The following is a 25,830-nucleotide window of genomic DNA, read 5'->3' as shown; positions in this document are numbered from 1 at the left end:
TTTTGTCTTGAAGCCATTGTAAGTAGGGGCATTGAAGAGCTGCCTAGCCTATAATGGAATTTTTTCAGGTGATAGCTGGAACTGTGACATGGGTTATTGTTTGTATGCCCCTTAACGTTTATAATTATTAATTGTATGTTTAAAGTTTTGCTGAGCAGTGCTATTGATGAACAGCTCGCGAAAGGAGATCAAACGATGAATGAAAATCAGCGCCTTGAAGGCCAGCAAGTACAAAAAGCCAATCCTTCGGACAAAAAATCCGCCAAGGATTACAGCAAGTACTTCGAAACTGTATTTGTTCCCCCTTCTTTAAAGGATGCCAAGAAACGCGGTAAAGAAGAAGTAAAATACCATGATGATTTCCAAATCTCCGAGGAATTCCGGGGTTTGGGGAATGGCAGGAAGTTCTATATCAGAACCTACGGCTGCCAGATGAACGAGCATGACACCGAGGTTATGGCCGGAATTTTCATGGCTCTCGGCTATGAACCGACAGATTCAGTGGAAGATGCCAATGTCATCCTTTTAAATACATGTGCCATCCGCGAAAACGCGGAAAACAAAGTGTTTGGTGAACTTGGTCATTTGAAGCACCTGAAAACCCAGAAGCCGGATTTGCTTCTTGGAGTGTGCGGCTGCATGTCCCAGGAAGAGTCCGTTGTCAATAAAATCCTCAAGACCTATACACAAGTAGACATGATATTTGGAACGCATAATATCCACCGCCTCCCAAATATTCTGCATGAAGCGTATATGTCCAAGGAAATGGTCATCGAAGTGTGGTCCAAGGAAGGCGATGTGATTGAAAACCTTCCAAAAGTCCGCCGTGGAAATATCAAGGGATGGGTCAACATCATGTATGGCTGCGATAAATTCTGTACCTACTGCATCGTTCCTTATACACGTGGGAAAGAGAGGAGCCGCCGTCCGGAAGAGATCATCCATGAAGTGCGGCAGCTTGCAGCGCAAGGCTATCAGGAAATTACCCTGCTCGGCCAAAATGTCAATGCTTATGGCAAGGACTTCACGGACCGCAAGTACGGCCTTGGTGATTTGATGGATGAAATCCGCAAGATTGATATCCCTAGAATTCGCTTCACAACCAGCCATCCGCGTGATTTCGACGACCACCTGATTGAGGTTCTGGCCAAAGGCGGCAATTTGATGAACCACATCCATCTTCCGGTCCAGTCGGGCTCTACGGATGTCCTGAAAATCATGGCGCGTAAATATACGCGTGAACAGTATCTTGAACTGGTCAGAAAAATTAAAGCGGCGATTCCGGATGTGGCGCTCACTACAGATATCATTGTCGGATATCCGAACGAAACAGATGAGCAATTTGAAGAAACTCTCTCCCTATACAGGGAGGTTGGCTATGAGTCGGCTTACACCTTCATCTACTCGCCTAGGGAAGGTACGCCTGCTGCGAAAATGCAGGATAATGTCCCTATGGAAGTGAAAAAAGAACGCCTTCAGCGCTTGAATGCTCTTGTAAACGAATTGTCTGCTGAGGCACTGAAAAAATATAAGGGCCAAACGGTCGAAGTGCTGGTAGAAGGAGAAAGCAAAAACAACCCGGATGTTCTGGCAGGCTATACAAGCAAGAGCAAGCTGGTAAACTTTGTTGGTCCGAAAACAGCGATTGGCAAGATTGTCAAAGTTAAAATCACAGATGCAAAAACATGGTCATTAAACGGGGAAATGGTCGAAGAACTACAATCGGTTGAGGTGAATTAGGATGGCGAAATATACAAAAGACGATATTATGGAACGTGCAAAAGAGCTTGCGCAAATGATTGCTGAGACAGAAGAAGTTGATTTCTTCAAGCGTGCAGAGGCGCATATCCATGAAAACGAGAAAGTCAGCATGCTGATTTCTTCCATTAAAGGACTGCAAAAGCAGGCCGTCAATTACAAGCATTATGGAAAAGAAGAAGCCCTTAAGAAAACGGAAGAGAAGATTGCCAAGCTGGAAGCCGAACTTGATGAAATTCCGGTTGTCCAGGAATTTAAAGAATCCCAGCTTGATGTCAATGACTTGCTGCAAATTGTAGCTTCAACCATCTCCAACACGGTAACAGATGAAATTCTCCGCACCACTGGCGGCGACGTCCTTCGCGGTGAAACAGGTGCAGCCCTTGCCAAAGGCGGCAACTGCAGCCATTAATATGGATACTAAAGGTGTCAGGAACTTCCTAATCGGGAAGGTCCTGGCACCTTTTTTTGCTTCGTTGCTGCCAACTCATTGCCTTTCTGTGCTTCCAGGAGCTTGGGACAGGTAAAACAGCTCTCCTTGATGATCTCCTCCGGAACCTTTCAGGGCTATGGGCATATCATGTTATATGCCTTGATTGATACACGGGAGACAGATAAATCTCGCGCACACTAGACTACTGTCCCGCATAGGATGAAGTGAAAAAGATTGAGGAGGGTTCGCTCGCAATGGGAGAATACAGAGAGATTATCACGAAAGCCGTCGTAGCGAAAGGACGTAAGTTTACCCAGTCCAATCATACGATCTGCCCACCGCACGATCCATGCAGCATTCTTGGATGCTGGGTCATAAACCACAAATATAAGGCGAAAAAGTCCGGGAAAACAGTTGAGGTCAACGGTTCATATGAAATCAACTGCTGGTACTCTTTTGATGATAATACGAGAACTGAAGTCGTAACAGAAAAAGTGACGTATTGCGATGTCATCAAGTTGAAGTACCGTGATCCTGATTGCCTGGATGACCATGAAGTCCTTGTTCAGGTCTTGCAGCAGCCAAACTGCATCGAAGCAGTCATTTCCCCGAATGGCAATAAAATTATTGTCCATGTGGAGAGAGAATTCCTGACAGAAGTGATTGGCGAAACAAAAGTGTGCGTCGCCATCAATCCTGATGGGTGCGAGGACTGCGACGATGACTGGGGCTTTGATGTCGATGACGAAGAATTCGAAGATTTGAATCCGGAATTCCTGCTTGGCGAAGAGGAATAGGATAAAACTAGGAAGGTTGTGCTTCCTAGTTTTTTTTTTGCAGAAACCATGCTGAATGCGATAAAGATGGAACCGAGGCTATTTCGATGGAGAAAACCCCCACTGAAGAAGTGCTGCCGGTATGATATAATAGATTTTTAGAAAAGGATCAAACATGTTTTTGGGGGACTTATGAATGGCTGCTTATACGCCGATGATGATGCAATACTTACAGATAAAGGCAGATTATCAGGATGCCTTTTTATTTTTTCGCCTAGGCGATTTTTATGAAATGTTTTTTGAAGATGCAATAAAGGCATCACAGGAATTGGAAATCACGCTGACCAGCCGTGACGGCGGCGGGACGGAGAGAATTCCAATGTGCGGGGTGCCTTACCATTCTGCGCAAGGGTACATTGAACAGCTCATCCAAAAAGGGTACAAGGTCGCCATTTGCGAGCAGACGGAAGATCCCAAGGCAGCAAAAGGGGTTGTCAGACGAGAGGTTGTTCAGCTGATAACTCCGGGAACCGTGATGGAAGGACGCGGTCTGAATGATAAGGAGAATAACTTCATTGCATCTGTTTCCGCTTTCAAAGGCGGTACATATGGATTTGCCTGCAGCGACCTTTCGACCGGGGAAAGCCGGGTGACACTGCTGGCCGGAAATTTTGATGATGTGCTGAACGAACTGTCCCTGTCAGGTTCTAAGGAAGTGGTACTGGATTCTTCGACACCGGACGAGCTTCAGAAAAAGCTAACGGAGCGGTCTGTCCTCGCAATCTCTTATGAAGATAATACAGAGGTAAACGAAGCCTATACAAATCTTCTTGAGGGGTTGGATGAAGAAGCCGCAAAACTTTCTGCAGCCAGGCTGTTCAACTATCTTCACCGGACGCAAAAAAGAAATCTCGACCATCTGCAACCTGTCACATTTTATGAAATTCAGCAATTTATGAAAATTGATTTCTTTTCGAAGCGAAATCTGGAACTGACAGAAACGATTCGTTCCACCGCAAAAAAAGGGTCGCTCCTTTGGCTGCTGGATGAAACAAAAACAGCGATGGGCGGGCGGATGCTCAAACAGTGGATCAATCGTCCGCTGATCAACGTCCAGGGAATCCGGCAGCGGCAGGAAGTGGTTGAGCTGTTTATCTCCCACTTTTTTGAGCGTCATGAAATCCGTGAAAAGCTGAAAGAGGTCTACGATTTGGAGCGGCTCGCCGGAAGGGTGGCCTTTGGAAATGTCAATGCCCGTGACCTGGTACAGCTCAAGAAATCCCTGATGCAGGTTCCTGTCTTAAAGGAGACGCTGAACAGTATTGAGGCAGAGGCGGCAGCCCGTCTTGCCGAGAAGCTGGATCCCTGCGAAGAGGTTACAGACCTGCTTGAGCAGGCATTGGTCGAAAGCCCGCCCATCTCTGTAAAAGAGGGCAATATCATCCGCGATGGCTATGATGGGCAGCTTGACCAATACCGTGATGCCAGCCGGAACGGAAAAACGTGGATTGCCAGTCTTGAACGCCAAGAGCGGGAAAAGACCGGCATCAAATCTTTGAAAATCGGCTATAACCGTGTGTTTGGCTATTATATCGAAGTCACAAAGGCTAACCTGCACCTTCTTCAGGAAGGCCAATATGAGCGGAAGCAGACTCTCTCGAATGCCGAACGCTTTATCACTCCCGAATTGAAAGAGAAAGAGGATCTGATATTACAGGCGGAAGAAAAGATTGTTGAGCTGGAATACGAAATCTTTGTCAACATCCGGGAAACGGTGAAAGAGTTCATCCCAAGATTGCAGGCCCTCTCCAAGGCGGTCAGCGAGCTGGATGTTTTGACAAGCTTTGCTGAGCTGAGCGAGCAGCGGCATTATGTGAAACCGGCATTTACAGAGGAGCGGAAAATTCTCCTTAAGGACGGCCGCCATCCTGTTGTTGAAAAAGTGATGTCGGCGCAGGAATACGTCCCAAATGACTGTTATATGGACAGCGAACGGGAACTTCTGCTGATTACAGGTCCGAACATGTCTGGTAAGAGCACCTATATGAGACAGATTGCCCTGACGGCGATCATGGCGCAAATCGGCTGTTTCGTACCAGCATCAGAAGCGGTTTTGCCTGTCTTTGATCAGGTATTTACCAGGATTGGGGCAGCGGACGATTTGATTTCGGGGCAGAGTACTTTTATGGTTGAAATGCTTGAAGCCAACAATGCGATAGCGAATGCAACGGAAAGCAGCCTGATTCTTTTTGATGAAATCGGCCGGGGAACGTCCACTTATGACGGCATGGCACTTGCCCAGGCGATAATTGAGTATATCCATGATAAAATTGGCGCCAAGACTTTATTTTCCACACACTACCATGAGCTGACGGCCCTGGACCAGGAATTGGGCAAGCTCAAGAACATCCATGTTTCAGCCATTGAACAAAACGGTAAAGTCGTGTTCCTTCATAAAATCAAGGAAGGGGCTGCAGATAAGAGCTACGGAATCCATGTCGCGCAGCTGGCGGAACTTCCTGCCGAGCTGATCGGCCGTGCAGCGGAAATCCTTGAGGCACTTGAAAACAAGGATAAAACAGACACTGCATCTGGGATGCCGTCCAGTCAGATGGCTTCCCTAGGCGGCCGGAGAACTGGCGGACAAGCCGGTTCCTTTAAGGAGGGCTTGGCAGGGCCAGTATCCATGCCGACACCAGTAAAGGAAGTGGAACCGCTACTGCAGCAAACTGTTGAAAAGAGCGAGGAAGAAGCCCAGCTTTCCTTCTTTGAAGAGGTACCCTCTGTGAAAAGCTCCTCGGCCAGCAAGAAGGAAAAACGTGTTCTCGATAAGCTGAATGAACTGGATATACTTGATATGACACCGCTGCAGGCGATGAATATGCTGTACGAATTACAGCGAAAACTTAGGAATTAACCTTACGATACTTTTACGGAGGGGGGAGAAAGATGGGGAAGATCAGGCAGCTTGATGATGCACTGTCGAACAAGATTGCGGCTGGAGAGGTCGTCGAACGCCCTGCTTCGGTTGTAAAGGAATTGGTGGAAAACGCAATCGACGCCGGAAGTACGGTCGTGGAAATCGAGATCGAAGAAGCGGGGATGGCAAAAATCCGGATCACCGACAATGGCGATGGAATTGAGGAAGACGATGTTCTTGCCGCCTTTCAGCGCCATGCTACAAGCAAAATCAAGGATGAAAACGACCTCTTCCGGATCAGGACGCTAGGTTTCCGCGGTGAGGCGCTGCCAAGCATTGCTTCCGTCTCCCGCCTCGAAATGAAGACGTCAACGGGGCAGGATGCCGGAACAAAAGTGTTGATAGAGGGCGGAAAGGTCGTGAGTGTTGAAAAGGCCGACAGCCGCAAAGGGACCGACATTACGGTGACCGACCTGTTTTTCAACACCCCGGCCCGCCTTAAATATATGAAGACGATTCACACGGAGCTTGGGAATATCACCGATGTGGTCAACCGCATCTCCCTTGCGCATCCTGAAGTGTCGCTTCGGCTTGTGCACAATGGGCGCAAGCTTTTGAACACGAATGGAAATGGCGATCCTAGACAGGTTCTTGCGGCCATCTATGGAATGAATATGGTGAAAAGCATGGTGAATATTTCGGCAGAATCCCTCGATTATAAAATCAGCGGCTGGATCACCCTGCCTGAAGTCACCAGGGCCTCGAGGAACTATATCTCCACAATGATCAACGGCCGGTTCATCAAAAATTATGCGTTGGCAAAAGCCATCCAGGAAGGCTATCATACATTGCTTCCGATTGGGCGCTACCCCGTTGCGCTCCTCGATATCCAAATGGATCCCCTGCTGGTGGATGTCAATGTGCATCCTTCCAAAATGGAGGTCCGCTTGAGCAAGGAGCAGGAACTGAACCAGCTTGTCACGGAAGCGGTCAAAAATGTATTTAAGACAAAGGAATTGATTCCGGCTGGTTTTGTGGCAAAAAAAGCCGAAAAGCCCAAGTCGGAGCAGACCTTCCTTGAGCTCGAGCACCTGCCTGATTGGCAGCAAAGCTTGAACCAGGGAGGTGCATGGACAGACAGCGGCTTGCAAAAGCAGGCGTCCGGGCCTGCCACGCATGATGCTGCTGTAGAACCTGCCTGGGATCAGGACCTTCCTGAGGCAACAATAGCCGAAGCTCCTACTCCTGACTGTTGGTCCAGTGACAGGCTGGAAGTCCGTGAACGAGCATTGGAGGAGAATCTGTCTGAGGGTGTTCCTGCAAATGGAACAGGCGGTAAAATGCTGGAACAAGGGGATGTAAGACCGGATCAAAGGAATGGGTTGTATGGAGAAGACAGGCGAGCAGAGGTCTTCCCAGATGACGCATCCTTTGCAGTGCCAGAGCCGCAAGTGACGGACAGGGAAGCTTTCTCATCACGTGTACCGCCTCTCTACCCGATTGGCCAGATGCACGGAACCTATATTTTGGCCCAAAATGACCGCGGCTTGTATATCATTGACCAGCATGCTGCCCAGGAACGGATCAAGTATGAATATTTCCGCGAGAAGGTCGGCCAGGTGGCAAGCGAGCTTCAGGATATGCTGGTGCCGCTGACATTCGAGTATTCACCTGATGATTGCATCCGGATTGATGAGTACCTTCATGAACTCGAGAAGGTGGGCGTCTTCCTTGAATCCTTCGGGCATAACAGCTATATTGTCCGCTCCCATCCACAGTGGTTTCCGCGTGGTGAGGAGAAAGAACTGATCGAAGAGATGATTGAGCAGCTCTTGTCGATGAAAAGGGTGGATGTCAAGAAATTGCGTGAGGAAGCGGCAATCCTGATGAGCTGCAAAGGCTCCATCAAGGCCAACCGCCATCTTCGCAACGATGAGATTCAATCATTGCTGGACGAGCTTAGACGTTCCTCGGACCCGTTTACGTGTCCGCACGGGCGCCCAATCATCGTCCATTACTCCACTTACGAGATGGAGAAAATGTTCAAGCGGGTTATGTAAAAAAGCGCATCCGAAGCCGGATGCGCTTTTTTGATGTTGTGATTATGAATGAAAAGGCCGATACCTTAAAATAGGGCTTTCTGAATAGCAGCTATTTCGCCAGCGGCTGCAATTTGTGGATATACTTCAGGGCCTGTCCTGTACCTACTGCCACGGATTCCAGAGGGTTGGGCGCAAGATGCACAGGGACGACAATTTCCTTGCTGAGCCAGTCCTGCATGCCGTTAAGCAGGGACCCGCCGCCTGTGAGGATGACACCCCGGTCGACGATGTCGCCGCTCAGTTCGGCAGGGCAGTCTTCGAGTGTTTTCCTGATGGTCTCCAAAACTTGAAGCATTGATTCTTTCAGGCAATCGCTAATTTCATAGGAGTTTAGCGTGATGGTACTTGGTAGCCCGGTTACAAGGTCGCGGCCGCGGACTTCCATCTCAAGCTGCTCATGCTCGATAGGAGCATAACCAATCTCCATCTTGATCCTTTCCGCCGTCCTCTCACCAATCAAAACATTATAAGCTTTGCGTACATACTGGATGATATGCTCATCAAACCTGTCACCGCCAATGCGGATGGAATGGCAGGCAACAACGCCTCCATAGGAAATGATGGCTACTTCCGTTGTGCCTCCGCCGATATCAACAACCACATTGGCTACTGGTTCATCCACAGGAAGGCCTGCTCCGATTGCAGCAGCAACGGGCTCTTCGATGATATGTACCTTGCGGGCTCCGGCATTGCGGACCGCTTCCAGAATGGCGCGGCGCTCGGCACTGGTTGAACCTGAGGGGGTGCAGACAACCACATTAGGCTTGCGCAAAGCAAAGCCTCCCGTTTTAGCCGCCTTTTTCATCACCTGGGAAAGCATGTCTGTGGTAATGTCAAAATCCGCGATGACGCCATCTCTCAAAGGACGGATAGCAATGATTTTTTCGGGTGTCTTCCCAATCATTTCTTTCGCTTCATGGCCGATGGCCACAACTTTCTTGCTATCCGTATCAATGGCCACAACGGATGGTTCGTTAAGAGCAATGCCTTTATTTTTACTATAAACAAGTGTATTAGCCGTTCCTAGGTCGATGCCAATTTCAGCTTGTGAGATCATTAATTTTCACCCATTTTCCTTATTATTAAGTTATCACTATATAATCTTCTATAAAAATTAACACGAATCTGGGGGTGAGGTGTCGATTGTTATCGAATCGTTAACCAATTGTAAAAACAGTGGTAAATAAAGCAAAATTACGGATGAGTTTGGAAAAAAAGACGGAAGAAAGGAATAGGTAATTCGCATTACGGGTATAATATTTTGATGTTCAACTGCTTTCAGGGTTACAATGGATGATATAAACATAAAGGCAGTGTGAAGAATTTGGATAAAAAACAAAAGCTGCTGGTCCTGATTGGCCCGACAGCCGTCGGCAAAACCAAAACGAGCATTGAACTTGCGGCCGGGTTCAATGGTGAAATCATCAGCGGCGACTCAATGCAGATTTATAAAGGGATGGATATCGGAACAGCTAAAATCAGGGAAGACGAGATGCAAGGCATACCCCACCATCTGATTGATATCAAAAACCCTGAAGACTCCTTTTCGGCGGCGGAATTCCAGCAGCTCGTCCGTGAAAAAATCGCCGAAATTGCAAGCCGCGGCAAACTGCCGGTGATCGTCGGGGGAACAGGATTGTATATCCAGTCGGTGATTTACGATTACCAATTTTCCGATGTGCCATCCGATCCGGATTTCCGTTTGGAGCTTGAACGAACGGCTGATGAAAAAGGCGCAGAAGCGGTGCATGCTCAACTTCGGAAGGTGGATCCGGAAAGTGCGGAACGAATCCATCCGAACAATGTCCGCCGGGTCATCCGGGCACTTGAAATCCACCATTGCACCGGGAAGACGATGACAGAGTATCAGGAGCAGCAAGATGCGGAACTTTTATACGATACATGCCTGGTAGGGCTTACGATGGACCGCGAACTGCTTTATGAACGAATCAACATGCGGGTGGACCTTATGATGGAGCAAGGGCTGCTGGATGAGGTAAAAGCGTTGTATGCCAAGGGATTAAGGGATTGTCAAAGCATCCAGGCAATCGGCTATAAGGAACTTTATGATTATCTGGATGGCAGGCTTGGCCTTGAGGATGCTATTGAAAATTTAAAGCAGAATTCCCGCAGATATGCCAAAAGGCAGCTGACGTGGTTTCGAAACAAAATGAATGTGGAATGGTTTACCATGCCGATAGACGGAGCAGAGGCAGAAAAAAAAATCGCCGAAATTTCCGGATATATTGAAGGAAAGCTCCAAATAAAGGCGAATACATAAGGGTAGAGATAAAAAGGAGGATCTGCAATGAAACAAATTAACATTCAAGACCAGTATCTGAACCAGCTGCGAAAGGATAATACCAATGTCACGGTCTTTTTATTGAACGGCTTCCAGCTCCGCGGCCAAATCAAAGGCTTTGACAATTTTACGGTTTTATTTGAAACCGAGGGAAAACAGCAGCTTGTTTATAAACATGCGATTTCTACGTTCGCGCCGCAAAAAAATGTCCAGATTGACCTTGATCCGCAACAATAATCAATCATATATTTCATAAGAAGCCTGCCGGCAATGGCGGGCTTTTTTTAATGTCTTCCCATTGCGTCTTTTTTAAAATCGTTTTAATGAATCGTAAGCTATAGGAATACATATAGATATACGGTTATTTCCCTAAACCGGAAGAAGATGACAGCCTGCATGGAGGGGGCCGCATTTCTTTGCCTTTGCGGCTTAATGGAAGATAGGCTTTTATCGCATAAGGCATCATGAGAACATTGTGTTTTAGAATAGAGGTGAAAAGCTTTGGACCAGCCGATGCGAATGAATAATAACGGCCAAATCAGCATTGTTCTCAATGCTCAGAAACGGAAAGCAGCACCGAAGGAAGCTCCCGAACCAAAGATGGCGGCCAAACCAGGCACAGCCCAGCATGCGGCTTTAAAAGAAATCGAAGATGAGCTCGGAACACTGGTTGGGATGGAAGAAATGAAAAAAATGATAAAAGAAATATATGCCTGGATCTATGTGAACAAAAAAAGAGAGGAAATGGGCCTGAAGGCCGGGCGACAAGCCCTTCATATGATGTTCAAGGGAAACCCGGGCACAGGAAAGACGACGGTTGCTAGGCTGATTGGCAAGCTTTTTCAAAAAATGAATGTGCTGTCGAAAGGGCATTTGATTGAGGCGGAAAGGGCAGACCTGGTTGGTGAGTACATCGGGCATACAGCGCAAAAAACACGGGACCTCGTAAAGAAGGCGCTAGGAGGGATCCTGTTCATCGATGAAGCATATTCTCTTGGACGAGGCGGAGAGAAGGACTTTGGGAAAGAGGCGATTGATACGCTCGTCAAGCATATGGAAGACAAACAGCATGAATTCATCCTCATCCTTGCCGGCTACTCACGGGAGATGGATTATTTTCTAACTCTTAACCCGGGACTGCATTCACGATTTCCACTAGTCATCGACTTTCCAGACTATAACATTGACCAATTAATGGAAATAGGCAAAAAAATGCTGATCGAAAGGGAATATACCCTTAGCCATGAGGCAGAAAGAAGGCTTCGCGAACATTTGGCGTGGGTAAAATCAAGCTTCGGGCCTACCGGCTTTTCGAACGGCCGCTATATCAGGAACATCATTGAAAAATCCATTCGGGCACAAGCCATGAGGCTGCTGCTTACCAACCAGTACGACCGCCATGAATTGATAACCCTAAGAAGCAATGATCTTTTACTAGATGAAGCTTAATGGAAGATTCCGCCGGTGCGGAATCTTTTTTTTCGATAACGGTCCAGCTTCAGCGCTGTAACCAAAAATACCAAGGACGAGGCTGAAATTTTAGCTTGGTGATATTTTTTGGTATGATGGGTACAGAATACATAAGAAGAAAGGGGGAATTATTTTGGATCCTAAAACAGCTTCTGAAAAGGCGATCCTGGTAGGGTGCCAGACAACCCTTGAGGACGACTTGCGTTTCCAATATTCCATGGAAGAGCTTGCTTCCCTGACGGAGACAGCTCAGGGCACTGTTCTTATTTCCGTCGTGCAAAAAAGGGACCGCATCCATCCGTCCACATACATAGGAAAAGGGAAAGTCGAGGAATTGAAAACGCTCGTTGAGGAGTTTGAGGCCGACCTAATTATTTTTAATGACGAGCTGTCGCCGAGTCAAATCCGGAATCTTGCACGCGAGCTTGAAGTCCGTATCATTGACCGTACCCAGCTTATTCTTGATATCTTTGCCAGAAGGGCGCGTTCCAAGGAAGGGAAACTTCAGGTTGAGCTTGCCCAGCTTCAGTATTTGCTTCCAAGGCTGATGGGCCAGGGAACAGCTCTGTCAAGGCTCGGTGCCGGGATTGGGACGAGAGGGCCGGGGGAAACAAAACTGGAATCCGACCGCCGGCATATCCGGCGCCGAATTGATGATATCAAAGGGCAGCTGGAAATTATTGTCCAGCATCGCGACCGGTACCGTGAGCGCCGCAAAAAAAACAAGGCTTTCCAGATTGCGCTGGTGGGTTATACGAATGCCGGAAAGTCGACGCTTTTCAATCGGCTGACCGAGGCAGATTCCTTTGAAGAAAATCAGCTGTTTGCCACCTTGGATCCAATGACAAGGAAAGTGATTCTTCCAAGTGGCTTTTCGGTGCTGCTGACGGATACGGTAGGATTTATCCAGGACCTCCCGACTACCCTGATTGCCGCATTCCGCTCCACCCTGGAAGAAGTGAAGGAAGCGGATTTGCTTTTGCATGTGGTCGACATGTCCAACCAGGATTATTTTTCCCACGAGAAAACCGTCAATAAATTGCTGGAAGAGCTTGAAGTCAATCGGATTCCCCAGATTACGGTCTATAACAAGCGCGATATTGCGCACCCGGATTTTGTCCCGGTAGCCAAATCCGAGACGGCATTTATCAGCGCCTATGAGGAAGAAGACCGCTCAAGCCTGAAACAAAAAATTGAACAAACCATCATTGAAGGAATGGAGCCTTTCCATGTGCTGATTCCTTCCGGAGAAGGCAAGCTGCTGTCCCAGCTGAAAAATGAGACGATTTTGCGGGAGCTTGCTTTTTCTGAGGAACAGGATGGGTATGTCTGCCGGGGATTTGCCCTGAAAGACCATCAAATAACAGGACAGCTAAAGAAATATACAGTGAGATAAGGAGCGCACCATGTTTAAGCATTTAGCATCAGGTGAAACACTGCAGGCCATTGTGCAGCAGGTTGAAGAAAAAATCGCACGGATACACCGGACAATAGATGAACGGATTGATGAGAATCAGTTCCGGGTTTTAAAGAGTTTCCAGGAGCACAAAGTCAGCGATTCGCATTTCATACCCTCAACCGGTTATGGTTATGATGATATCGGCAGGGATACATTGGAAAAAATCTATGCCGATGTGTTTGGCGGAGAGGCGGGACTCGTAAGATCCCAGATCATTTCCGGGACTCATGCCATTTCGATCGCCCTGTTCGGCGTTCTTCGCCCTGGGGACGAGCTTTTATATATAACGGGCAAGCCATACGACACACTTGAGGAAATCGTCGGGATCCGCGGGACGGGCAACGGGTCGTTGAAGGAATTTGGCATTTCCTATAACTCAGTGGCTCTTACCGAAAGCGGCAGTATCGATTGGGATGCTGTCCGGGAAAATATTACCGATAAAACAAGAATGATTGGCATCCAGCGTTCCAAAGGATATGCGACAAGACCATCTTTCACGGTGGCCGAGATTGGCGAAATGGTTCGGATTGTAAAAGAAATCAAGTCTGATGTGGTTGTATTCGTCGATAACTGCTATGGCGAATTTGTAGAAGACAGGGAACCATGCCACGTCGGAGCAGATTTGATGGCCGGGTCGCTGATCAAGAATCCTGGCGGAGGGCTTGCAAAGACCGGAGGATACCTCGTGGGCAGGCAGGATCTTGTCGAAGCGTGTTCGTACCGGATGACTTCACCGGGAATAGGTGCGGAGGCAGGTGCGTCATTATATACTCTTCAGGAAATGTACCAGGGCTTTTTCATGGCGCCTCATATTGTCGGCCAGGCTTTAAAAGGGGCGGTTTTCACGGCTGCGATGCTTGAACAGTTTGGGATGGATTCATCACCAAAATGGGATGCGGAGCGCACGGATCTCATTCAGTCGGTTGTGTTCAACGACCGCGAAAAGATGGTGGCCTTCTGTCAGGCCATCCAGTTCGCTTCCCCGATCAACTCGCATGTGACACCCTACCCAGCCTATATGCCCGGATATGAAGATGATGTCATAATGGCAGCCGGAACCTTTATCCAGGGTGCCAGTATCGAACTGACCGCCGATGGCCCGACACGGCCGCCTTATGCTGCCTATATTCAGGGGGGGCTGACCTATTCCCATGTAAAGGCCGCGATATGCACGGCACTGGACAATTTAATTCAAAAAGGTTTAATCATTATAAAATAGGTGAATATACTACAGGACAATTTCAAGAAGCTTGTCCTGTTTTTTTATTAATTTTCATGTGAGATTATCTGACATCCAATTGACATGTTAGGTTACATTACATATAATAAAATCATCAACAAGGAAAGGAGGAGAAATCAAATGGGCGGAAGTGAAATTCGCCGAAATATGCCGCTGTTTACCATCGGGATTGTCATGAAGCTGACGGACCTGTCGGCGAGGCAAATTCGATATTATGAAGAGCACGGCTTGATTTCTCCAGCAAGGACTGAAGGCAATAAACGTCTCTTTTCCTTAAACGATATTGACAAGCTTCTGGAAATTAAAGACCTCATTGATCAGGGCGTCAATCTCGCAGGAATTAAGCAGATTTACAGCGTCAAACAGCAGCAGGCCGCGATGAAGGCGAATGAAGATAAACAAGCAAAAAAAGCCCTCAGCGAGCCATCAGATGCTGAATTACGGAGGCTCCTCCGCAAAGAGATCCTCCGCGCCGGCCGTTTCCACCGAAATGGCGGGCATGGGGACAATTCGAGATTCCATTAATTATCCATAGGGAGATGAAAGCATGGCAAAGTTTACAAAAGAAGACATTTTTCGTTTAGCGAAGGAAGATAATGTTAAGTTCATTCGTTTACAATTCACCGATATTCTCGGTACGATTAAAAACGTGGAGATTCCTGTAAGCCAGCTTGAAAAAGCACTGGATAACAAAATGATGTTCGACGGATCTTCCATTGAAGGTTTCGTAAGGATTGAAGAATCCGATATGTACCTGATTCCTGATTTGGATACCTGGGTAGTGTTCCCTTGGACCGCTGAAAAAGGAAAGGTTGCCCGCCTGATCTGTGATATTCAGAACGCTGACGGAACGCCATTCGAAGGTGACCCGCGCAGCAACCTTAAGCGTATTTTAAAAGAAATGGAGGAACTCGGTTTCACCAATTTCAATCTTGGACCAGAGCCGGAATTCTTCCTGTTCAAGCTTGATGTGAACGGAGAGCCTACTCTTGAATTAAATGACAATGGCGGATATTTCGACCTTGCACCAACAGACCTTGGTGAAAACTGCCGCCGCGATATCGTGCTTGAGCTTGAAGAAATGGGCTTTGAAATTGAAGCATCCCACCATGAAGTTGCTCCCGGACAGCATGAAATCGACTTTAAATATGCAGATGCCCTTACAGCCTGCGACAATATCCAAACTTTCAAGCTTGTTGTAAAAACCATTGCCCGCAAGCATGGCCTGCATGCGACATTCATGCCAAAACCGCTGTTCGGCGTGAGCGGTTCCGGAATGCACTGCAATATGTCATTATTCCGTAATGGCGAGAATGCTTTCTACGATACATCAGATGAAAAACTTCAATTAAGTGAAACGGCTTACCAGTTCATTGCTGGAACCCTTAAGCACGCAGAAGGCTTTACAGCCGTGACCAATCCGACTGTGAACTCATACAAGCGTCTAGTACCTGGTTACGAAGCGCCTTGCTATATTGCCTGGTCAGCAAGAAACCGTTCGCCGCTGATCCGCATTCCTGCTTCACGCGGCTTGAGCACTCGTGTGGAGGTGCGGAGCGTAGACCCGGCAGCAAACCCATATCTTGCGATGGCTGTATTGCTGAAGGCTGGATTGGATGGAATCAAAAACCAGCTTACTCCTCCGGCTCCGGTTGACCGCAATATCTATGTCATGGACAAAGAGGAACGTACTGAGGAAGGTATTACCGACCTGCCGCCAACATTGGCAGCCGCTCTTGAGCAGCTGAAAAAAGACGAAGTCATTTGCGCTGCGCTTGGCGGGCACATCCTGGAGCATTTCATCGAAGCAAAGGAAATTGAGTGGGATATGTTCCGTACCCAGGTACATCCATGGGAGCGCGAGCAGTACATGCAGATGTATTAATGGAAGTGAACCCTTGATACCATTGGTATCAAGGGTTTTTTCTATTTCGGGAGAATGGCCTGATAGGGGAATCGAATGGACAAAAGAAAATCAAGCACAGGAAGCTGCTTGACAAAAGTGAAGCAATCTTCTAAAACCAGGGGGCCCGGCATGGGGGATTTTATTTTGATTTCATCAGGAGGTTTTATCATTCCGCAGAAACTCCAGTCCTCTTAATATCGCATCTCCTCCAAAACCGGCAATGATGGAAACAAACACAACCCTGAGAGTGGAACCGGCACCGGAAGAGACGACCAGCAGCAGGGCCGCGATGGACCCAGTCAGCACTTCTTCCAGAAAACCGAGATAAATGAATTTCTTCGTCCTGCGCGGCATGACGATCTTTCCTTTTTTTCGTACATGGGCCGCCATTCCGACAAAACCTCCAATGATTACAGCGAAAAGAATGTCAGTCAACATTTTTTATCACTCTCCTAAAGTCGTAATAGGGATGGAGCGACCTTAGGTTAATCATGTTGTACTATAATTATATTGCAAACAGATTAATAGTGAAATGTGCTATTATACCGAATTTTCAATAAATTTAAAATAGTTCGAAAATACTATATTATACCCTTGGTGGGTATTAATCTTCCAATTGTAAGGTGGCTGAAATGTTGCTGTTTCATTTTGTAATATTTTTGGAAATGGAAAGGCAAACGGCCGGGAAGTCCGTTTGCCTTGGTAAACCGACGTAGCTGGAGGCTGCAATCCAGCTGTCTTGCGGGCTATTAATGCATGTGGCGGTATACGCCAATGACTTTTCCAAGTATCGAAACATGGCGGAGAATGATGGGCTCCAGGGTTGGATTTTCCGGCTGGAGGCGGATAAAATCCTGCTCCTTGAAAAACCGTTTGACAGTTGCTTCATCCTCTTCCGTCATTGCTACAACAATGTCACCATTATTGGCTGTCTGCTGCTGTTTGACGATCACATAATCACCGTCAAGGATGCCTGCGTCAATCATGCTGTCTCCCATTACTTCAAGCATGAATACCTGCTCGTCGGAAGGAACGAGCCTGTCCGGAAGCGGAAAGTATTCTTCAACGTTCTCAATCGCTGTGATCGGTTGTCCGGCAGTAACCTTACCCACCACGGGGACATTGATAACATTGTATTTCGGAATATGCGCATCAGGTTCGATTTCCAGAATTTCAATTGCACGCGGCTTTGTTGGATCCCGGCGAATCAGCCCTTTGCTTTCGAGCCTGGCCAGATGGCCGTGAACAGTTGAACTGGAAGCCAGGCCTACTGCTTCCCCGATTTCACGTACGGACGGCGGATAGCCTTTTTTCTTAACTTCTTCCTTGATAAAGCCCAGGATATCTTGCTGCCTTTTCGATAGTTTTGTCATATTCACGCACCTCGTCTGTAATCTCTTACACTGATTATAACACGTATGTTCGCATGGTACAAACATAAGTTCGAATTTTTATTGACAAGAAACAAATGTTCGCCTTATAATAAAATCAACGAAAAAAACGAACATATATTCGCGGGGTGGGACAGAACGATGAAAAAAGTATGGGAAAGATATTCTTATGTTTTGGTTTTATTTGCCGTAAGTCTTATATTCTCGGCGGTGATGGCCGGACATCTATCCGGTGAGGAAGAATACATAACAGTTACAGTAAAAGAAGGCCAATCCTTGTGGGAGCTTGCAGAGGAATTGTCATACGGCCATAATTTCTCCAAACACGAATTTATTTCCTGGGTCGAGAAGGAGAACGGAATCATCGGCGGCAGAATCCTTGCGGGAGAAGAACTTATTGTTCCAATCATAACCGAAAGCTTCAATTCCACTCAGATCGCCCAGGCTGACTGATAATATTTTTATAGTTAGGGTGGAAATATGAAAGCAGTAATCTATTGCAGGGTAAGCACAACGAAGGAAACTCAGGAAACCTCCCTGGCGCGTCAGGAGGAAGAATTGACAGCCCTTGCAGCCAGCAGGGGCCTTGAAGTCATAAAGGTCATCAAGGAACAAGCCAGCGGCTACGACCTTGAACGTGAAGGAATCCTTGCCCTTCTTTCAACTATAAAGGATAAGCAAGTTAAAGCCGTACTCATACAGGATGAAACGCGTCTTGGGAGGGGAAATGCAAAGATTGCCCTTTTGCACTGTATCGTCAAAGAGGGTGTGAAATTATACAGCATTTCCCATCATGGCGAGCTTCAGCTTTCCGAATCCGATTCCATGGTTCTGCAAATTGTCTCCATGGTGGAAGAGTACCAGCGCAAAATCCATAATATCAAAATTAAACGGGGAATGAACCGGGCGATAGAACACGGATACAAACCGGAACGGAACTTAAAGAACCAGGGGGAAAACTCCGGGAGGGAGCGGAAGGAAGCTCCCTTGGCGGAAATAGTCAGACTCCGGGGCAACGGGCTGACCTTTGCAGAAATAGCAGCGACCCTCAGAGGATTTGGGTATCAGGTTTCCAAGGCAACCGTTCACCGGAGATATCAGGAATATGTTGATAAACAGCAGGAATAAGAGCGCATCTCTTGTAAAAGGGGCTATTTTTTAGTAGGATATTTTTTACCGTATTAAATTAAAAAAGGAGCTTCTTATGCTTTCCAAACAAAAACTTGCGAGAATCAATGAACTGGCCAAAAAGGCAAAGACGTCCAAGCTTACGGCAGAGGAAGCAAAGGAACAAACCGCTTTAAGGGCTGAATACCTTAAAACTTTCAGATCCTCCATGCTTAATACGCTAAAAGGTGTCACCATCGTTGACCCGCTTGGGAACGATGTTACACCAAAAAAGATCAAGCAGGAGAGAAATAAAAACAAGCTTCATTGATCCAAACGTTATCAAAGCTGCAGGCTATAGCTTGCAGCTTTTTTGTTGTTTCCAGGAAATGTTTATTGACGCAAATAGTGGATAGAAAGGCAGGAGGAATTTCGTCAATAGGGAGTATTGACGTAAAAACCGGGAAGGTAGTGGCTAGACATTGCGCTAATAGGGGTTATTGACGCAAAAAGAGAAAGATAGAAAATAGAAATTACACCAATAGGGCTTATTAACGCAAATTGCGGGAAGATAGCCGGCAAAAATTGCGCCAATAGTCGTTATTGAAGCATAAAGTGAGAAGCCAGCCGTAGGAATTGCGCCAATAAGACGGAACTTTCACAAAAGCGTGGTGTAATTTTCCTGGTTAGTTCCCATCTATACAGGGAATATGATTATTCCTTACATAATACGGCCGCATTGTGTCAAAATAAGAAAAAGCTGTTTTTTTTTGCCGTCTTATGCGGGTATTTGTTGAATTAAAGTGAAGGTAACTATAATATAAAAAGGGTAGAACGCTCATACAGAAAGGATGTTTTTGATGTACGACAAAATTGACATGCTATCCATTGACTCGATTCGTACGCTTTCAATCGATGCGATTGAAAAGGCTAATTCCGGTCATCCAGGGATGCCAATGGGTGCAGCTCCTATGGCTTATACTCTTTGGACCCGTTTCATGAATCATAATCCGAAGAATCCTGAATGGTTCAACCGTGACCGCTTTGTATTGTCTGCGGGACATGGCTCCATGCTGTTATACAGCCTGCTCCATCTTTCCGGTTACGACCTTCCGATGGAGGAGATCAAGCAATTTCGCCAGTGGGGAAGCAAGACTCCAGGACATCCTGAGTATGGTCACACTGTAGGTGTAGAAGCTACGACTGGTCCGCTTGGACAAGGTGTAGCAATGGCAGTAGGCATGGCGATGGCAGAGCGTCACCTTGCGGCTGTTTATAATAAGGATAATTATGAAATTGTTAACCACTTTACATACAGCATTTGTGGAGATGGCGACCTGATGGAGGGTGTTTCCGCAGAAGCGGCTTCCCTTGCTGCACACCTGAAACTTGGACGTTTGGTTGTCCTGTATGATTCAAACGATATTTCCCTGGATGGGGAACTGAACAAATCCTTCTCCGAGAGTGTTGCCGAACGTTTTAAAGCGTATGGATGGCAGTACATCCGTGTTGAGGATGGAAACGATCTCGAGGAAATCGCAAGAGCTCTTGAAGAGGCAAAGACCGACCTTGACCGTCCTACAATGATCGAAGTTAAAACAATCATTGGTTACGGATCTCCAAACCTTTCCGGAAAATCCGATGTCCATGGTGCCCCGCTTGGCGAAGCTGAAATGAAGCTTACAAAAGAAGCGTACAAATGGACATTTGAAGAGGATTTCCATGTGCCGGAAGAAGTTTATCAGCATTTCGAAAAGCATATCGTTGATAGAGGACAGTCTGTAGAACAAGAATGGAATCAACTGTTTGAACAATACAAGTCAGAGTACCCTGAACTGGCTTCCCAGCTGGAAAGTGCGCTTAAAGGCGATCTTCCTGAAGGATGGGAGCAGACACTTCCAGTTTACGAAGAAGGAAAAAGCCTGGCAAGCCGTGCCTCTTCTGGAGAAGCATTGAATGCCGTTGCAAAATCCATTCCTTTCTTCATTGGCGGATCTGCAGACCTTGCAGGCTCGAACAAAACGATGATTAAAGGATCCGGAGACTTCTTTCCAGGTTCATATGAAGGCCGTAACATCTGGTTCGGTGTCCGCGAATTTGCGATGGGTGCGGCAATGAACGGGATGGCGCTTCACGGCGGCTTAAAGGTATTCGGCGGAACATTCTTTGTATTCTCCGACTATCTGCGTCCAGCTATTCGACTTGCAGCATTAATGGGTGTGCCAGTGACGTATGTCTTTACACATGACAGCATCGCTGTTGGGGAAGACGGACCAACTCATGAACCAGTCGAACAGCTTCCAGCTTTGCGTGCAATGCCAAATCTTTCTGTCATCCGTCCGGCTGATGGCAATGAGACATCTGCAGCATGGAGGCTTGCGGTTGAGTCCACAAGCACACCAACTGCCCTTGTGTTGACTCGCCAAAACCTGCCTACCATCAAGGATACAGACAAGAACGCCTATGAGGGAGTTTCCCGCGGAGCTTATGTAATTTCTCCAGCGCAAAAGGATACCGCTGATGGAATCCTGCTTGCTGCCGGATCTGAAGTCGGCCTCGCTGTACAGGCGCAGGAAGTACTTGCAGGAGAAGGAATTCATGTATCCGTTGTGAGCATGCCTTCTTGGGACCGCTTTGAGAAGCAATCCAAGGAATATAAGGAATCTGTTATTCCGAAGTCGGTTAAGAAACGCCTGGGCATTGAAATGGCTGCTTCGCTTGGCTGGCACAAATATGTCGGCGATGAAGGCGATGTTCTGGCGATTGACCAGTTTGGTGCATCTGCCCCTGGCGAGAAAGTTCTGGAAGAATACGGATTCTCAGTTGATAATGTCGTTGCCCGTTTCAAAGCATTATTGCAAAACTAATTTTTTAAAAAAAGGGAATGAGCAGCCAGCTGCTTCATTCCCTTTTTCATTAGCAAAAAGCTCCCGTGCATCCTGGAGCTTTTTGGTCAATTATTCGGTAATCAGCTTGTCACGGTCTTCAGCCTGGGGAGGCTCTTCCATCCAGCCATGCTTGATCATCAGGTTGGCCCCATCTTCCGCATAAAAACTGATTTCAGGTATCAGGGAGGCATATTGTGCTGCAATATCCCTTCTGGGACTCGCAGCCATCGCCATGCCATAGTTGCCGACACCAGCAGCAATCATCCCTAGTACATGGAAGAGAATCAGCTTATCGGAAAATACTTTTGCCGTACAATCGGTTATCGCCGTTTCCCAGCTCATCGGCGCAGGCAAGTCCTCTTTGATTAAAAAATTGCCGAAGATCTTCACATGTTTTGTGGAGAGCTGCTTACCCCTCAGTAAATATTGTTTGATATCCTCTCTTTCAGCCACCTGGGCAAGCCCGGTAATTAAGGCCTTTCCAATCGAGTTAGTTTGGATGTTAAGGAATAGGTGGGTTACTTCCGTTGAAGTAAGCGCCCTCTTGGGACCAAAGAAACCGGTAAGGAACTGCTGTTTTTCAACGAAATCAACCTTATCGGGGATTGGCAAAAATGGAGGCCTGACATACGTTCCCTGTTTTAACATTAAGTCTCTCGTTAAATCCTGTAACTTTACTCCCGCAGTTAGCACCGATTTATGGAAATCGACCACATCTTTCCGGGTAACCACTCCGAGTGCCGCGGAGCTTGCGGCCATTGCCAAAATCGACATCTGACGCAAATACATAAGGACAAAGGTGTCGGAAAAAAGTCTAGGAGCTTTAGGGTTGACATCTTGTTCGGTAAAACCAAGAGGAATGGGGAAATCCTCTTTGTTAAACAAATCCTTCATGGTGGAAAGGTTTCTGTTGGCAACGTTCAGAGTAAATGTGATGATGGGACGAACCTCGTCATCTTCGACCTTCTCCAAAAAATATTTTCCGACGCAGCATGAAAGGGTATCGTTGATATATTGAGTCCATAAAGTGGACATTTCTGCTGCTGTTAGCCGTATTTGCGTTTTGTCATTCATACGGGCAATACCTCGCAATTCTTTTTTCGTTATAAACATATCCAACCGGCAATTACTCTTTTATACATAGTAGTGTCCACAATCCAGGATGTATTCATGTAAAAAAAGATTGACAAAATGGTGGACATGCCCTTTTTTCGTGACAGCGACATGGAGAAAGTTTATAATAAAAATAACAATATTTTGAATTCGACAAAATTAGTCTTTATTTTTAGCACCTTTAGACAATGGCCAATGGTTATCTTTTTTATAATGAAAGAAAGCTTGTCTAAAGAGGAGGGGATCGAGTGAGGTCCTATCAGCTTTACTTAATCGAAGAGGAATTTGCACGGCATTTCTATGGCAGGGAACGGATGTTTTACCAGCTATTCAAGGACTATAAGAGTGCAAGAGGAGATATGCGCAAAATCATCTCCAAACAGGTCGACTTTGTCACAAAGCCAATTCCTGTGCTGAGGATCCATCAGCTCCTTCATCAGCAGCTTTCAAGGATGAGCGGCTTTCGGGCTGAACAGGGCATCTATTATCTGGAGAAAAACAACCCCAAGAGCCTGGCGAGCATTAAGGTCAATGAGCGCTCCCTGACGATTGAATCGTCGGGGGATTTGGAAGCCGAGACCATTTTCTTTGAAGTCCTCCGTAAAAATGAAACCTCTTTTCTGGCCGTGGACATTTCGAGCAGCCGTTATGGCTGGCTGAAGCCCATCAAGGAAAGAAAGTTTGTCTGAAAAACAGGAGAAAAAATCACGCGAATATTGTATAATAACGTGTGGTTTAGTACACTGTATGTTAGACAACACGAAGGAGGAAATGGGTTATGTGGGATGTCATTCTAGTCGGTATACTGGCATTGATTGCTGGTGTAGCGCTAGGGTTTTTCATTGCTCGCAGATATATGATGAGCTATTTGAAGAAAAATCCGCCAATCAATGAGCAAATGCTTAAAATGATGATGATGCAGATGGGCATGAAACCATCACAAAAGAAAATCAACCAAATGATGTCAGCTATGAATAAGCAGCAAGGCAAATAATAAAAAGGACAAGCACTCGCAGGGGTGCTTTTTCTTATGGAGTGGCATAGCGAGGGTCTCCGGCTGGAATTAAGGGGAGGTGTTGGTTCATTGTGCCCATAAAAGCCTTGTGCACCAGGGCCGGCCGTAGTTGCCACAGGAAAATCAATCTTCCTTATTTTGTGAATCTTTGGTAAAATAATGAAGATTTAGCGAGTCATTGCTGGGGGATGGGAAAAATGAGGGTTTTTTTAGAGTTGATGTGGTTTTTTAAAACGGAGAAGAAGGCTTATATTACAGGGATTTTCATGCTGTCCATTGTTGCTCTGATGCAACTGGTTCCTCCAAGGGTAATCGGTGTCATTGTCGATGCCATTGAAACCCGCACATTAACAGCTTCGGGGCTGCTGATGTGGGTTGTACTTCTGGCGGGCGTCGGTCTCGGTATGTACATCCTGCGCTACTACTGGCGCATTTTGATATTTGGCTCGGCAGTGAAGCTGTCCAGGCTGCTGCGAAACCGGCTTTATTCCCATTTCACCAATATGTCGCCTTCTTTTTACCAGAAGAGGCGGACAGGAGATTTGATGGCTCATGCGACCAATGATTTGCAGGCCATCCAGCAGACAGCGGGAGTGGGAGTTTTGACGCTCGTCGATTCCCTTGCCACGGGCGGTTTTGTCATTATCGCCATGGCCGCCACCATCAGCTGGAAGCTCACGCTGATTGCGCTCATCCCAATGCCGCTCATGGTGATTTTGACCTGGTGGTATGGCGAGATGCTCCACGCCCGATTCCACAAGGCGCAGGAAGCTTTCTCGACCTTAAATGATAAAACGCAGGAAAGCATCACCGGAATCAAAGTAATTAAGACATTTGGCCAGGAAAAGGAGGATATTGAAGATTTCCGCCGTCAGTCGGAGGAGGTGGTCCAGAAGAACATTGCTGTTGCCAAAGTCGATGCTTTGTTTGACCCGACCATTTCCATCGTGATTGGGATTTCGTTTTTTCTATCCCTGGCCTTTGGTGCGCGCTTTGTGATCAATGGCGAATTGACCATTGGGGAGCTTGTGTCGTTTACAACCTATCTCGGGCTGCTGATTTGGCCGATGCTCGCCTTTGGCTGGCTGTTTAATATTGTGGAACGCGGCCGTGCTTCCCTTGAACGGGTTAATTTCCTTCTTGGTGAAAAGCCCGATATCGTGGACAAGGATGAGGCGCTAGACATCGTCCCGGCAGGAGATATTTCATACAGCATTAAAACGTTTTCCTATCCAGGCGAACCTGAGCCAATCCTAAAAAATATCCATTTCACCCTCCCTCCAGGGACAACACTTGGAATCGTCGGAAAAACGGGAGCAGGCAAAACGAGCTTGCTGAAGCTGCTGATCCGCGAATTTGAAGGCTATCAGGGAGAGATTAAAATAGCGGGAAAATCACTACATGAGTATAAGCTGGATAAATTGCGGGAAGCGGTCGGCTATGTTCCGCAGGATCATTTCCTGTTCTCGGCAACAGTGTCTGAAAACATTGCGTTCGCCAAGCCGGACTCTTCGGAGGAGACCATTCACGAAGCCGCACGAATCTCTCACATTCATGATGATATCCTGCAGTTTACCGACGGCTATGAAACGGTTGTTGGTGAACGGGGGGTCAGCCTTTCGGGTGGTCAAAAGCAGCGGATTTCAATTGCCCGTGCCCTGCTGTTGAACCCGGAGATTTTAATCCTGGATGATTCCCTTTCTGCGGTGGATGCGAAAACAGAGGAAGAAATCCTTGCGGCACTCAAAGAGAACCGCGAGGGAAAGACTACCATTATTACGGCGCACCGCCTTAGCGCGATCCAGCACGCGGACTTGATCATTGTGTTGGATGCCGGCGAGATTGCTGAGCGCGGTTCCCATCAGAAATTAATGGAAAACGGCGGCTGGTATCAAGATATGTACCTGCGCCAGCAGCTTGAAGAGCTGGTCGAGCAAGGGGGATAGGAAA

General features: G+C 47.0%; 23 protein-coding genes. 19 read left to right on the top strand and 4 right to left on the bottom strand.

Features of this window, described 5'->3' with window-relative positions; genetic code table 11:
- The first annotated feature begins 195 nt into the window (after positions 1–195).
- The 5 genes from miaB to mutL all read left to right on the top strand — a co-directional run bounded on the left by miaB (position 196) and on the right by mutL (position 7,947).
- Complete coding sequence (gene miaB, locus WQ57_RS02215) at positions 196–1,740, top strand: tRNA (N6-isopentenyl adenosine(37)-C2)-methylthiotransferase MiaB (RefSeq protein ID WP_046522099.1); 1,545 nt, start codon at positions 196–198, stop codon at positions 1,738–1,740.
- A gap of 1 nt (position 1,741) precedes the next feature.
- On the top strand, positions 1,742–2,170 hold the full coding sequence (locus tag WQ57_RS02210) for a YlbF/YmcA family competence regulator (protein WP_046522098.1): 429 nt from the start codon (positions 1,742–1,744) through the stop codon (positions 2,168–2,170).
- A 275-nt stretch (positions 2,171–2,445) separates the two neighbouring features.
- Positions 2,446–2,988 carry an outer spore coat protein CotE gene (locus WQ57_RS02205; RefSeq protein WP_046522097.1) on the top strand — a complete coding sequence of 181 codons (543 nt, stop codon included), beginning with the start codon at positions 2,446–2,448 and terminating at the stop codon, positions 2,986–2,988.
- A gap of 175 nt (positions 2,989–3,163) precedes the next feature.
- The gene (gene mutS / locus WQ57_RS02200) at positions 3,164–5,884 is read left to right on the top strand and encodes a DNA mismatch repair protein MutS (RefSeq protein WP_046522096.1); all 2,721 of its coding nucleotides are present in this window, start codon (positions 3,164–3,166) and stop codon (positions 5,882–5,884) included.
- 32 nt (positions 5,885–5,916) lie between these two features.
- A complete protein-coding gene (mutL, locus tag WQ57_RS02195; protein ID WP_046522095.1) occupies positions 5,917–7,947 on the top strand; it encodes a DNA mismatch repair endonuclease MutL in 2,031 nt (676 codons plus the stop codon).
- Between the two features lie 91 nt (positions 7,948–8,038).
- On the opposite strand, the gene mreBH is transcribed toward mutL, so the two are convergent.
- Entirely contained in the window at positions 8,039–9,046 is a 1,008-nt protein-coding gene (gene mreBH, locus WQ57_RS02190; RefSeq protein WP_046522094.1) for a rod-share determining protein MreBH, read from the bottom strand.
- Between the two features lie 267 nt (positions 9,047–9,313).
- Between mreBH and miaA the strand changes: the two genes are divergently transcribed.
- The 7 genes from miaA (at position 9,314) to glnA (ending at position 16,345) form a co-directional block, all read left to right on the top strand.
- Complete coding sequence (miaA, locus tag WQ57_RS02185) at positions 9,314–10,270, top strand: tRNA (adenosine(37)-N6)-dimethylallyltransferase MiaA (RefSeq protein WP_046522093.1); 957 nt, start codon at positions 9,314–9,316, stop codon at positions 10,268–10,270.
- Between the two features lie 27 nt (positions 10,271–10,297).
- Entirely contained in the window at positions 10,298–10,528 is a 231-nt protein-coding gene (hfq, locus tag WQ57_RS02180; RefSeq protein WP_046522092.1) for an RNA chaperone Hfq, read from the top strand.
- A 264-nt stretch (positions 10,529–10,792) separates the two neighbouring features.
- Positions 10,793–11,740, top strand: a complete 948-nt coding sequence (spoVK, locus tag WQ57_RS02175) for a stage V sporulation protein K (protein WP_046522091.1) — start codon at positions 10,793–10,795, stop codon at positions 11,738–11,740.
- Between the two features lie 154 nt (positions 11,741–11,894).
- Complete coding sequence (gene hflX / locus WQ57_RS02170; RefSeq protein WP_046522090.1) at positions 11,895–13,157, top strand: GTPase HflX; 1,263 nt, start codon at positions 11,895–11,897, stop codon at positions 13,155–13,157.
- A 10-nt stretch (positions 13,158–13,167) separates the two neighbouring features.
- A complete protein-coding gene (locus WQ57_RS02165; RefSeq protein ID WP_046522089.1) occupies positions 13,168–14,439 on the top strand; it encodes a methionine gamma-lyase family protein in 1,272 nt (423 codons plus the stop codon).
- A gap of 141 nt (positions 14,440–14,580) precedes the next feature.
- Positions 14,581–14,985: a MerR family transcriptional regulator gene (locus tag WQ57_RS02160; RefSeq protein ID WP_046522088.1), complete on the top strand. Its 405-nt coding sequence runs from the start codon at positions 14,581–14,583 to the stop codon at positions 14,983–14,985.
- 22 nt (positions 14,986–15,007) lie between these two features.
- Positions 15,008–16,345, top strand: a complete 1,338-nt coding sequence (gene glnA / locus WQ57_RS02155; protein ID WP_046522087.1) for a type I glutamate--ammonia ligase — start codon at positions 15,008–15,010, stop codon at positions 16,343–16,345.
- Between the two features lie 174 nt (positions 16,346–16,519).
- Here glnA and WQ57_RS02150 read toward each other — a convergent pair whose 3' ends face one another.
- On the bottom strand, positions 16,520–16,804 hold the full coding sequence (locus WQ57_RS02150) for a DUF4257 domain-containing protein (protein ID WP_046522086.1): 285 nt from the start codon (positions 16,802–16,804) through the stop codon (positions 16,520–16,522).
- A 311-nt stretch (positions 16,805–17,115) separates the two neighbouring features.
- Positions 17,116–17,739, bottom strand: a complete 624-nt coding sequence (gene lexA, locus WQ57_RS02145; protein WP_046522085.1) for a transcriptional repressor LexA — start codon at positions 17,737–17,739, stop codon at positions 17,116–17,118.
- A gap of 159 nt (positions 17,740–17,898) precedes the next feature.
- Between lexA and yneA the strand changes: the two genes are divergently transcribed.
- The 4 genes from yneA (at position 17,899) to tkt (ending at position 21,731) form a co-directional block, all read left to right on the top strand.
- Positions 17,899–18,210 (top strand): cell division suppressor protein YneA, encoded by a 312-nt coding sequence (yneA, locus tag WQ57_RS02140; protein WP_046522084.1) that lies wholly within the window; start codon positions 17,899–17,901, stop codon positions 18,208–18,210.
- Positions 18,211–18,237: 27 nt separating this feature from the next.
- Positions 18,238–18,885, top strand: a complete 648-nt coding sequence (locus WQ57_RS02135) for a YneB family resolvase-like protein (protein WP_046522083.1) — start codon at positions 18,238–18,240, stop codon at positions 18,883–18,885.
- A gap of 76 nt (positions 18,886–18,961) precedes the next feature.
- The gene (locus WQ57_RS02130; RefSeq protein ID WP_046522082.1) at positions 18,962–19,195 is read left to right on the top strand and encodes a DUF896 domain-containing protein; all 234 of its coding nucleotides are present in this window, start codon (positions 18,962–18,964) and stop codon (positions 19,193–19,195) included.
- A 529-nt stretch (positions 19,196–19,724) separates the two neighbouring features.
- On the top strand, positions 19,725–21,731 hold the full coding sequence (tkt, locus tag WQ57_RS02125) for a transketolase (RefSeq protein WP_046522081.1): 2,007 nt from the start codon (positions 19,725–19,727) through the stop codon (positions 21,729–21,731).
- Between the two features lie 90 nt (positions 21,732–21,821).
- On the opposite strand, the gene WQ57_RS02120 is transcribed toward tkt, so the two are convergent.
- A complete protein-coding gene (locus WQ57_RS02120; protein WP_046522283.1) occupies positions 21,822–22,826 on the bottom strand; it encodes a DUF3231 family protein in 1,005 nt (334 codons plus the stop codon).
- 287 nt (positions 22,827–23,113) lie between these two features.
- On the opposite strand from WQ57_RS02120, the gene sirA reads away from it, so the two are divergent.
- The 3 genes from sirA to WQ57_RS02105 all read left to right on the top strand — a co-directional run bounded on the left by sirA (position 23,114) and on the right by WQ57_RS02105 (position 25,826).
- Positions 23,114–23,554: a sporulation inhibitor of replication protein SirA gene (sirA, locus tag WQ57_RS02115; RefSeq protein ID WP_046522080.1), complete on the top strand. Its 441-nt coding sequence runs from the start codon at positions 23,114–23,116 to the stop codon at positions 23,552–23,554.
- 89 nt (positions 23,555–23,643) lie between these two features.
- Positions 23,644–23,859, top strand: a complete 216-nt coding sequence (locus WQ57_RS02110) for a YneF family protein (protein ID WP_046522079.1) — start codon at positions 23,644–23,646, stop codon at positions 23,857–23,859.
- Between the two features lie 218 nt (positions 23,860–24,077).
- Entirely contained in the window at positions 24,078–25,826 is a 1,749-nt protein-coding gene (locus WQ57_RS02105) for an ABC transporter transmembrane domain-containing protein (RefSeq protein ID WP_046522078.1), read from the top strand.
- The last annotated feature ends 4 nt before the right edge of the window (positions 25,827–25,830 follow it).

The organism is Mesobacillus campisalis, assembly GCF_000986785.1.
In the GTDB taxonomy this organism is placed as follows: Bacteria; Bacillota; Bacilli; order Bacillales; family Cytobacillaceae; genus Mesobacillus_B; species Mesobacillus_B campisalis.
Note: the sequence above shows the minus strand (reverse complement) of the source record. Positions and strands in the feature narration are given on the sequence as shown.

What these genes read in the sequence shown, in the direction of transcription:
- miaB (WP_046522099.1), top strand. Translation starts at nt 196, where the DNA reads ATGAATGAAAATCAGCGCCTTGAAGGCCAGCAAGTACAAAAAGCCAAT.
- WQ57_RS02210 (WP_046522098.1), top strand. Translation starts at nt 1,742, where the DNA reads ATGGCGAAATATACAAAAGACGATATTATGGAACGTGCAAAAGAGCTT.
- WQ57_RS02205 (WP_046522097.1), top strand. Translation starts at nt 2,446, where the DNA reads ATGGGAGAATACAGAGAGATTATCACGAAAGCCGTCGTAGCGAAAGGA.
- mutS (WP_046522096.1), top strand. Translation starts at nt 3,164, where the DNA reads ATGGCTGCTTATACGCCGATGATGATGCAATACTTACAGATAAAGGCA.
- mutL (WP_046522095.1), top strand. Translation starts at nt 5,917, where the DNA reads ATGGGGAAGATCAGGCAGCTTGATGATGCACTGTCGAACAAGATTGCG.
- mreBH (WP_046522094.1), bottom strand. Translation starts at nt 9,046, where the DNA reads ATGATCTCACAAGCTGAAATTGGCATCGACCTAGGAACGGCTAATACA.
- hfq (WP_046522092.1), top strand. Translation starts at nt 10,298, where the DNA reads ATGAAACAAATTAACATTCAAGACCAGTATCTGAACCAGCTGCGAAAG.
- WQ57_RS02165 (WP_046522089.1), top strand. Translation starts at nt 13,168, where the DNA reads ATGTTTAAGCATTTAGCATCAGGTGAAACACTGCAGGCCATTGTGCAG.
- WQ57_RS02160 (WP_046522088.1), top strand. Translation starts at nt 14,581, where the DNA reads ATGGGCGGAAGTGAAATTCGCCGAAATATGCCGCTGTTTACCATCGGG.
- glnA (WP_046522087.1), top strand. Translation starts at nt 15,008, where the DNA reads ATGGCAAAGTTTACAAAAGAAGACATTTTTCGTTTAGCGAAGGAAGAT.
- WQ57_RS02150 (WP_046522086.1), bottom strand. Translation starts at nt 16,804, where the DNA reads ATGTTGACTGACATTCTTTTCGCTGTAATCATTGGAGGTTTTGTCGGA.
- lexA (WP_046522085.1), bottom strand. Translation starts at nt 17,739, where the DNA reads ATGACAAAACTATCGAAAAGGCAGCAAGATATCCTGGGCTTTATCAAG.
- yneA (WP_046522084.1), top strand. Translation starts at nt 17,899, where the DNA reads ATGAAAAAAGTATGGGAAAGATATTCTTATGTTTTGGTTTTATTTGCC.
- WQ57_RS02135 (WP_046522083.1), top strand. Translation starts at nt 18,238, where the DNA reads ATGAAAGCAGTAATCTATTGCAGGGTAAGCACAACGAAGGAAACTCAG.
- WQ57_RS02130 (WP_046522082.1), top strand. Translation starts at nt 18,962, where the DNA reads ATGCTTTCCAAACAAAAACTTGCGAGAATCAATGAACTGGCCAAAAAG.
- tkt (WP_046522081.1), top strand. Translation starts at nt 19,725, where the DNA reads ATGTACGACAAAATTGACATGCTATCCATTGACTCGATTCGTACGCTT.
- WQ57_RS02120 (WP_046522283.1), bottom strand. Translation starts at nt 22,826, where the DNA reads ATGAATGACAAAACGCAAATACGGCTAACAGCAGCAGAAATGTCCACT.
- WQ57_RS02110 (WP_046522079.1), top strand. Translation starts at nt 23,644, where the DNA reads ATGTGGGATGTCATTCTAGTCGGTATACTGGCATTGATTGCTGGTGTA.
- WQ57_RS02105 (WP_046522078.1), top strand. Translation starts at nt 24,078, where the DNA reads ATGAGGGTTTTTTTAGAGTTGATGTGGTTTTTTAAAACGGAGAAGAAG.